The organism is Roseibium sp. (assembly GCF_025698965.1).
In the GTDB taxonomy this organism is placed as follows: Bacteria; Pseudomonadota; Alphaproteobacteria; order Rhizobiales; family Stappiaceae; genus Roseibium.
In genome coordinates this window covers 1-8,224 of the sequence record NZ_JAILWL010000296.1, presented here as the reverse complement: position 1 = coordinate 8,224, position 8,224 = coordinate 1, and the positions used below count along the sequence as shown (strand labels likewise).

The 8,224-nt window shown below is 55.2% G+C and carries 8 protein-coding genes; 6 read left to right on the top strand and 2 right to left on the bottom strand.

The genetic code is table 11. The features are described from left to right. Together K5905_RS21315 and ttcA are read left to right on the top strand one after the other, a co-directional pair. The coding region (locus K5905_RS21315) for a LysR substrate-binding domain-containing protein (protein WP_297587472.1) at positions 1–732 on the top strand (732 nt) is incomplete at its 5' end. Positions 733–891: 159 nt separating this feature from the next. Further along, positions 892–1,833, top strand: coding sequence for a tRNA 2-thiocytidine(32) synthetase TtcA (gene ttcA, locus K5905_RS21310; protein ID WP_297587469.1), 942 nt, complete (start codon positions 892–894; stop codon positions 1,831–1,833). A 44-nt stretch (positions 1,834–1,877) separates the two neighbouring features. On the opposite strand, the gene K5905_RS21305 is transcribed toward ttcA, so the two are convergent. Beyond that, entirely contained in the window at positions 1,878–2,759 is an 882-nt protein-coding gene (locus K5905_RS21305) for a LysR substrate-binding domain-containing protein (RefSeq protein ID WP_297587466.1), read from the bottom strand. A gap of 116 nt (positions 2,760–2,875) precedes the next feature. Here K5905_RS21305 and K5905_RS21300 point away from each other — a divergent pair, with 116 nt between their 5' ends. Then, the gene (locus K5905_RS21300) at positions 2,876–3,850 is read left to right on the top strand and encodes an NAD(P)-dependent oxidoreductase (RefSeq protein WP_297587463.1); all 975 of its coding nucleotides are present in this window, start codon (positions 2,876–2,878) and stop codon (positions 3,848–3,850) included. Positions 3,851–3,863: 13 nt separating this feature from the next. After that, complete coding sequence (locus tag K5905_RS21295) at positions 3,864–5,288, top strand: aldehyde dehydrogenase family protein (RefSeq protein ID WP_297587460.1); 1,425 nt, start codon at positions 3,864–3,866, stop codon at positions 5,286–5,288. A gap of 5 nt (positions 5,289–5,293) precedes the next feature. On the opposite strand, the gene K5905_RS21290 is transcribed toward K5905_RS21295, so the two are convergent. Then, positions 5,294–5,959, bottom strand: coding sequence for a GDSL-type esterase/lipase family protein (locus tag K5905_RS21290; RefSeq protein WP_297587457.1), 666 nt, complete (start codon positions 5,957–5,959; stop codon positions 5,294–5,296). Between the two features lie 408 nt (positions 5,960–6,367). On the opposite strand from K5905_RS21290, the gene K5905_RS21285 reads away from it, so the two are divergent. Together K5905_RS21285 and K5905_RS21280 are read left to right on the top strand one after the other, a co-directional pair. Beyond that, on the top strand, positions 6,368–6,883 hold the full coding sequence (locus K5905_RS21285) for a peroxiredoxin (RefSeq protein ID WP_297587454.1): 516 nt from the start codon (positions 6,368–6,370) through the stop codon (positions 6,881–6,883). Between the two features lie 79 nt (positions 6,884–6,962). Continuing rightward, positions 6,963–8,224 (top strand): SidA/IucD/PvdA family monooxygenase (locus K5905_RS21280; protein ID WP_297587451.1); only part of this gene is annotated, 1,262 nt, incomplete at its 3' end.

Genomic DNA, 8,224 nt, shown 5'->3' with positions numbered 1-8,224 from the left:
ACGGGTGCGCGCTTGTTGCCGCATTGCGAATCCTTGCGGCAGGTACAGGAGGATCTGCAGGAGACACTCGACAGATCAGGTGCGGATTTACAGCAGACGCTGAAAATCACCGCGCCCCACGTTATCTGCCAATCGCTGCTGGTGCCGGTGTTATCGCGGTTCCTGACAACGGGCGGAGGAAAGATCCGGCTGATTGCGGAAGACGCCCCGATCAATCTGGTTGAACACAAGATCGATCTGGCGATCCGGCTTGGTGGCACTGCTCCGCAGACGGCCCATATTTCTCGTATCGGCTATCTTCACAAGAGCCTCTTTGCGTCGAATTCGTTTCTGGCCGAAAGAGGTGGCATTCCTGCCCTTACCGAGGAACTGGCAACCTGGCCGCATATTGCCAACGACTGGCAGGGCGATCCCGTCGTATATGAGACCGGCGATGGAACCGTCCTGCGCGTGTCACCACTTGTTCGCTGCAACACCGTGCTCGGTGTCCGGGATTTCATCGCCGAAGGGCAGGGGATCGGACTTCTGCCGGATGTCCTGGCGGTAAATGAAGACAGTATCTGCAGCGTCATCCCGATTTACAAAACGCCGATCTACGCGTTGCACCAGCATGGCAGAACGCCACCGAAACAGGTTCGGGAGATCATCAGCTGGCTGCGCACCGCTCTTCGCGACAGAAGGATTGAAACCGGGAGCCCCGTCAGACTGGTGAATGACGTGCACTATGCCTGAGCGACGAGTAACATTCGTTGATTGAAGCCAATCCGGTATTGACGTTTTTTTTGATGACAAGTGCAGACTGGCAGATTGTTCCAGTCTTGGCGTTCGAACGACAATCCGCTATGTCAGCGCGAAGATCAGATTTCTATAGCTAGCTTCAAGGCCCGCTGCATGAACGATATTGCCGACAGCACAGATACCGACGTTCCCGCGCTTTTGCGCAATGCACCGTCGAGTGTTGAATTCAAGAAGCTGCGCAAGCGTTTGTTGCGGCAGGCGCGGGAAGTCATCAGTGATTTCGGTATGCTGGCAGATGGGACGTCACAGGAGAAGCGGCCCAAGTGGCTGGTATGCCTTTCAGGGGGCAAGGACAGCTATACGCTGCTTGCGGTTTTGATAGAACTGCAATGGCGCGGGTTGCTGCCTGTCGAACTGATTGCCTGTAACCTTGATCAGGCGCAGCCTGGTTTTCCGCCGGAAGTTCTGCCGAATTTTTTCGAAGAAAATGGTGTTGAACACCTCATTGTTCGCGAGGACACCTATTCCATTGTCACGGACAAGATCCCGGAACACCGGACCTATTGTTCGCTGTGTTCGCGACTGCGCCGTGGGATCCTTTACCGGGTTGCACGGGAGCAGGGGTGCGAGGCGATTGTGCTCGGTCACCATCGGGACGACATTCTTGAAACGTTCTTTATGAACCTCTTTCACGGGGGGCGTCTGGCTTCCATGCCACCAAAACTGATCAACGATGAAGGCGACCTTTTGGTGTTGCGTCCGCTCGCCTATTCGGCGGAAAGCGATATTGCTAAGTTTTCCGACGGCATGCAGTTCCCGATCATTCCGTGCAATCTGTGTGGCTCGCAGGACGGATTGCAGCGTGAAGAAGTGAAGCGGATGCTGCAGGGCTGGGAAAGAGAAACACCTGGGCGTCTCGGCGTCATGGCTCGGGCGCTGGGCCATACCCGACCTTCGCATCTTCTTGACCGGACACTTTATGATTTCGTCAACTTGCGTCCTGCTGCAGGGGACGTCGCAGTTGAGGGCGGTGAGGCAGAGGAACCTTGCGGTGCCAGTCTGGCAATGACCGCGAAGTTATTTGCGGCAGAGTGAGCCTGTAAAGAGCAGACCAGATTTCCGAAAGATCACAAGACGGTTCATTCACCGCTGAACAGGGATCTGAGCCAGTTTTCAGTCAACCGGGCTGCCGGGCTTAATCTCGGTGCCTTGTCACGGTGGATGAGATAGTGGCTTTGGCCTGACGGAATTTTCGTTTCTAGCGGAATGGCAAGGCGTCCGGTTGCCGCCAACTGCGTAGCGACCCGCTCCAGAAGCAGCGTGACACCACCACGCGCAGCGGCCAGTTCCACTGCCGCCAGCGATGTGTCAACGGTCGCCGTATTGGCTTTGTCAGGTGCTGCCAGATCCTGCGCTTCAAAGAAACGGGACCAGTGATCGTCAAATCCCAGAATGTGAATGAGGGGATGCTCCGTAAGATCAGCAGCGGAGCATAATTTTCCGGCGAGATCCGGATGGCAGACAGGTACGATGTATTCTGTGCCTAAAGGCTCTGCCTGACCTCCTGACCAATTGCCCGTTCCCAGACGGATTTCGATGTCAATTCCCGTTTCCAGCACAGTATCCGCCCAGATTGCCGACAGGAGCCTGATCTTGATATCTGGATTTTCCTGCTGAAATTCCGCAAGCGCAGGAGCAATGATCAGCACGGCTTCGGAGATCGGCGCGCGGACGGTGACGGTTCCGGAAGAAAGGTTGCCGAACAGGCCTTCGGTTGAGATCGCCAGATCCTGCAACGCCTTGCGGACCGGCTGCAGATAAGCGCGCCCGCTTTCTGTCAGCTCTACCTTGCGGGTCGTTCGTTCAAAAAGAACGTGACCCAGCTGGGTTTCAAGTGCGCTTATGTGATTGCTGACGGCCGCCTGTGTCAGGCCAAGTTCTGCCCCGGCTGCTGTAAAACTGCCCAGGCGACTGGCAGCTTCGAAGCTTCGGAGCCAGAGAAGATTAGGGAGTGATGCCATGCTGCCCAATTCATAAAAAAAATCATGTAATGTCCATAGATTATATAGTTTCTCTTTCTTTTTTGCCAGGCGCACAGTGATCTTCTGTTCAAGTCGCATTCGGGAGGACGTTCATCATGCGCGTGGGTTTCATCGGTCTTGGCAATGTGGGCGGCAAACTGGCCGGAAGTATTTTGCGAAACGGCTACGAGCTGACTGTCCACGATCTGGATCAGGACCTGGTCGATGGTTTCGTTGAAAGAGGAGCCGGGCGCGGAACCAGCCCGAAACACCTGGCCGAGACTTGTGATGTGGTCATCACCTGTCTGCCGAGCCCGGCAGCCTGTGCGGCTGTTGTTGAAGGGCCTGAGGGCGTTCTTGAAGGAATCGGTCCGGGAAAGATCTGGGCGGAAATGTCGACGACGGATGCCGGCGAAACCAGACGTCTCGCCGGCCTGGTGATTTCCCGAGGTGCAGAAGCAATCGAATGCCCGGTATCGGGCGGGTGTCACAGGGCAGCTACCGGCAATATTTCCATCTTTGCCGGTTGCACGCGGGAAACCTTTGAAAAAGCCTTGCCGTTCCTGACTGTTCTGGGGCGCCGTGTGCTGCATACCGGGGACATCGGTTCAGCAGCAATCCTGAAAGTGGTGACCAATTACCTGGCAACGGCAAACCTTGTGTCGCTGGCGGAAGCTCTAGTGACCTGCAAGGCGGCGGGCATGGATCTCAATACGTCTTACGAGGCAATCCGCATTTCGTCGGGCACGTCGTTTGTTCATGAAACGGAAAGTCAGGTCATCTTGAACGGCTCACGCGATATATCCTTCACGATGGATCTGGTTGCCAAGGATATCGGACTGTTCCAGAGTATTGCCGAGGCCCACGATGTGCCACTCGAACTCTCGCCCTTGTTGAACCAGATATTTGCGGATGCCATTGAGCGCTTCGGTCCGCGTGAGCTTTCGCCGAATATCATCAGGCGACTTGAAGAGGCGACCGGGCTGAATATTCAGGCACCGGGTTTCCCCGCGGAGATGCTGGATGACGAGCCAGAGGAACCCGGATATGAAGTGGTACCGATCGAGCGGCCCCAGGTAGCGGCAGAGTAGAGGTGTCAGGCGAATGATTGAAAAGCGGGAGTTCTATATTGGCGGTGAGTGGGTCAAGCCTGAGGAGGCAAGAGATCTGCACGTCATCAATCCGGCAACAGAGGAACCAGTTGCCGTGATTTCACTTGGCAACACTGTTGATGTGGACCGCGCCGTCGCCGCTGCCAATGACGCATTTGAAACGTGGTCGGTCACAAGTGTCGAGGACAGGTGCGCGCTGCTTGAGCGGATCATTGAGGTATATGAGCGACGCTCGACCGAGATGGACCTCGCTATTTCTCTTGAAATGGGAGCTCCGATCGACTTTGCCCGCGAACAGCAGACACCGTCCGGTACGGGGCACCTTCAGGCAACGCTGGAGGCGCTCAAGGCGCATCAGTTCGAGCGACCGAGTCCGCGCGGCGGTAGTCTGCTCAGGGAGGAGCCAATCGGCATTTGCGGATTGATCACGCCCTGGAACTGGCCGATTAACCAGATTGCGGCCAAAGTGGCGCCTGCACTTGCGGCTGGCTGCACAATGGTGCTCAAACCAAGTGAAATCGCGCCACTTTCCGGTCTGCTTTTTGCGGAAATCCTTCATGAGGCCGGTTGCCCGGCCGGGGTGTTCAATCTGGTAAATGGCGACGGCCCTGGCGTCGGTGAAGCCTTGTCGCGGCATCCGGACATCGACATGATGTCCTTTACAGGGTCGACCAGGGCAGGGATTTCGGTCAGCCGCAATTCCGCAGAAACGGTCAAGCGGGTGGCTCTGGAACTTGGTGGCAAATCACCGAACCTGCTCTTCGCCGATGCGGATCTGGAAACAGCCGTGCGCTTCTCCGTTGAAAGCTGCTTTTCAAACTCCGGCCAGTCCTGCGATGCTCCGACACGCCTATTCGTGGAGCGTAGCGTTTATGAAAATGTCGTTGCACTTGCAGGATCGATTGCCAGCGAAGTCAAGGTAGGCGATCCGTCGCAAGAAGGCGCTCATATCGGTCCGGTGATCAGCGAACTGCAATATGAGCGGATCCAGGGACATATCGAGCGCGGAATTGCCGATGGCGCCCGTGTTGTGAGTGGCGGTGCCGGAAAGCCGGCGGGATTTGAAACGGGCTACTATGTTCGACCGACGATCTTTGCCGATGTGACCAATCAGGCGCATGTCGCCCGGCAAGAGATTTTCGGTCCAGTGCTGGTGATAATTCCCTTCGAAACGGAAGAAGAGGCCATTGAACTGGCCAACGACACGCCTTATGGCCTGGCTGCCTATATCCAGACAGGCGACGCAATCCGAGCAAAGCGTGTCTCCCGGAAACTGCGAGCGGGAAGTGTCTATATCAATGGTGCCAGTCCCGATTGGGATGTTCCCTTTGGTGGATACAAACAATCAGGCAATGGGCGTGAGTTTGGCGAGTTCGGTTTGGAAGACTTCCTGGAATTGAAGGCGATCACCGGTTAAGCCTTTCAGGAGCCGCCTGGATCAGGAATTTCTGGTTCGAACCAGGCGGACCAGCCGACCCACTTGTCGACAAGGTCAGCCATGATCGCATAACCGGACCCGCTGCAATGCATCTGGTCACCCCGTGTCAGACTGTCCATATAGTCCTGATTGGCGAGCAGCGGTGACTGGATATCCAGATAAGGCACACCAAGTTTCGCCGCCGTCATGATGAAGCGCCTGTTGAGCGAACCGGCAGTGCTTTGGGAGAAGTCTATTTCCAGGCCCGGGCTTGGATGCATAGGCGAACAGGCAACGTTTGCCGGTGGCAGCCCGACCCACAGAACGGGCCAGTTTTCCGCCGCCTCACGAACCATCAATACGGCATTGTTGACCGAGGTTTCTTCCTCAACCCTGCGCCCAAGGTCCGTCACGATTGCAACGTCGTTGATTCCGAACTGAAACACGATGCGATTGTCGGCTCCATCGGTGAAGCGTTTATCGCATTCGCTTCTCCATCGGTCCAGAATGTCATCAGTCGTCGCACCCCGGATGCCGAGATCGTAGTATGTCATCTGGAAACTCCGGTTAAATCGCTTCCTGCACAGGCGGCCGATCCAACCGAGGCAGTGTTCATCCCCGGTGCCGTTGATATAGCTGTCGCCCACGAAACATATGCGCAGATCCCGCATGCATCCTTCCCGTTACAGACCAGTCGCACGATTCTGACGAACCGTTCAGCAGAACTGGAGCGGACCACGAATGCGGCTCACCGGCAAGATGAGAAAGTGAATTTCGGCGCAGACCCCGGCGTTTGCTTCTTGGCAATTGGTACACCTTGGCAACACTTCCGGTGGCAGGTGGTGTGCGGGAAAGAGTGCACGTGGGAACTTATCGGTTTGAAAAATCCGAGCATGAGGATTTTCGCTTAAACGTTGAAAGGCTATCAACGATTCAATTTAATAGAGAATTGAAAAAAGAATTCGGTTTAATTTCAGGTTGTTGGAGAGAAATTTAACCGGCGAAATTGTTTTTCGAAAAAATTGAAGCTCTGAGTTGTTTGGTTAAGTCATATCGCTCGAATGTTGCAGGAGTACGATATGACTGAGAATGAATTCGTTGAGACGTTGACCGGAAAGCCGGTGCCTGAACTCACACTGACCGCGACCGATGGGACTGCGGCCGACTTGTCTTCCCTTGAAGGCATTACGGTTGTTTATGCCTATCCTCGTACAAGTCCGCCAAACCAGCCGCCGATCGAAGGTTGGGACCAGATACCTGGCGCGCGCGGCTGTACTCCGCAGTCCAAGGGGTTTGCAGAGCAACATGATGCGATCCTTCAGGCCGGTGCCTTGAGGGTCTTCGGGCTGTCGACACAAAACAGCGACTACCAGGCAGAAGTCGTCGAGCGCCTGAACCTGCCGTTTGAAATTCTTTCAGATGCTGAATTGAAGCTCGCTGACGCACTCGGCCTGCCAAGGTTTGAAGCTGGAGGCATGACGCTTTTGTCTCGTCTTACGCTTGTCGTTGAGGACGGAAAAGTCCGGAAAGTTTTCTATCCGGTTGAAAACCCTGCGGAGAATGCGGCTGAAGTGGCTGCGTACCTGTCTGAATAGCGACTGGACTCTGACCGGACGAGGGGCGGTGGATCAGTCGCCCCCGAAGATGCGTTTGCGCAAGCTCAAGGATAGTTTCATGACAAGTTTTACTTCTGTCGGCGTTGGCTTTGGTCCGTCGAATATCTCACTTGCAATTGCATTGGAGGAGCGCGGGGCAATCGGCCGCAACTCCGGACACGTATTCTTCGACGACCGGCGCGAACCTGATTGGCATCCCGGCCTCATGTATCCGGAAGCAACCATGCAGATCTCCTTCCTGAAGGATCTGATCACCATGGTGAACCCGCAGTCCAAATACACGTTTCTCAATTACCTCAGTGCGAAGGGACGCATTCACGATTTCATCAACCTGCGCAGCTTTTATCCCCGCCGGACAGAATTCGAAGACTATGTAAAATGGTGCGCCGGTGAGCTTGCACCCTTTGCTCAATTTGAAACCCGCGTTGCAGACATTCGCCCTACCGATCCGGACAATATTGGTCGTAGCGATCTGACACTGACAATCGAGGCATCAAATTCCGGTTCCAGGCAGGATATCAGGACATCGTCCGTCATCGTTGCCGATGGCGGATTTCCAGCCTGGCCACTGCCACGTGCCCGCAGCTGCTTTCAGCGGGTGATCCATAGCGCGGGTACGCTTCATCACATTCACGATCTCACGCCGGAAAGGGCTGGCCAATATGTGTTTCATATCGTTGGGTCCGGACAATCCAGCGCCGACACTTTCGCGTACATAGCCGGCGCATTTCCCAATGCGAAGATTGTCCTGAGCCATCGCGCCTATGCCATGCGGCCTGAAGATGACAGTCATTTCGTCAATGAACTCTTCATGCCGCAGGCCGTGGATGCCTTCCATGAAATGTCGGCTGAGTGGCGGCAGAAAATTCTCAAGGACTATTGGCATGTTACCCATAACGGCGTGACCATCGATTTGCTGCCAAAGCTCTACGAGATGGTCTATTACGACCGGGCGAATGGGGTGAACCGGTTCCAGTTCAATCGTTTCTCGGAGATTGTCGACGCAGAAGAAGGCTCAGACCGTTCTGTGGCGATAATGCGAGACATGACAGATGGTTCGTGTTTTGAAGTCGCCGCAGATGTCACGATCCTTGCCACGGGCTATGACCGCCCATGCGTGCACCCCTTATTGGAGGGGCTGACGGATCATCTTCTGATAGATGGCGAAACAAACAGCTACAACATTGACCGGAACTACAAAGTTCAGACCGAGCAAGAGTGCGGATTCCAGGTTTTCCTTCAAGGATACGGCGAAAGATCTCACGGCTTTTCGGAAGCTCTTCTCTCTTTGATGCCAGAGCGCGCCGCCAGGATCGCGGA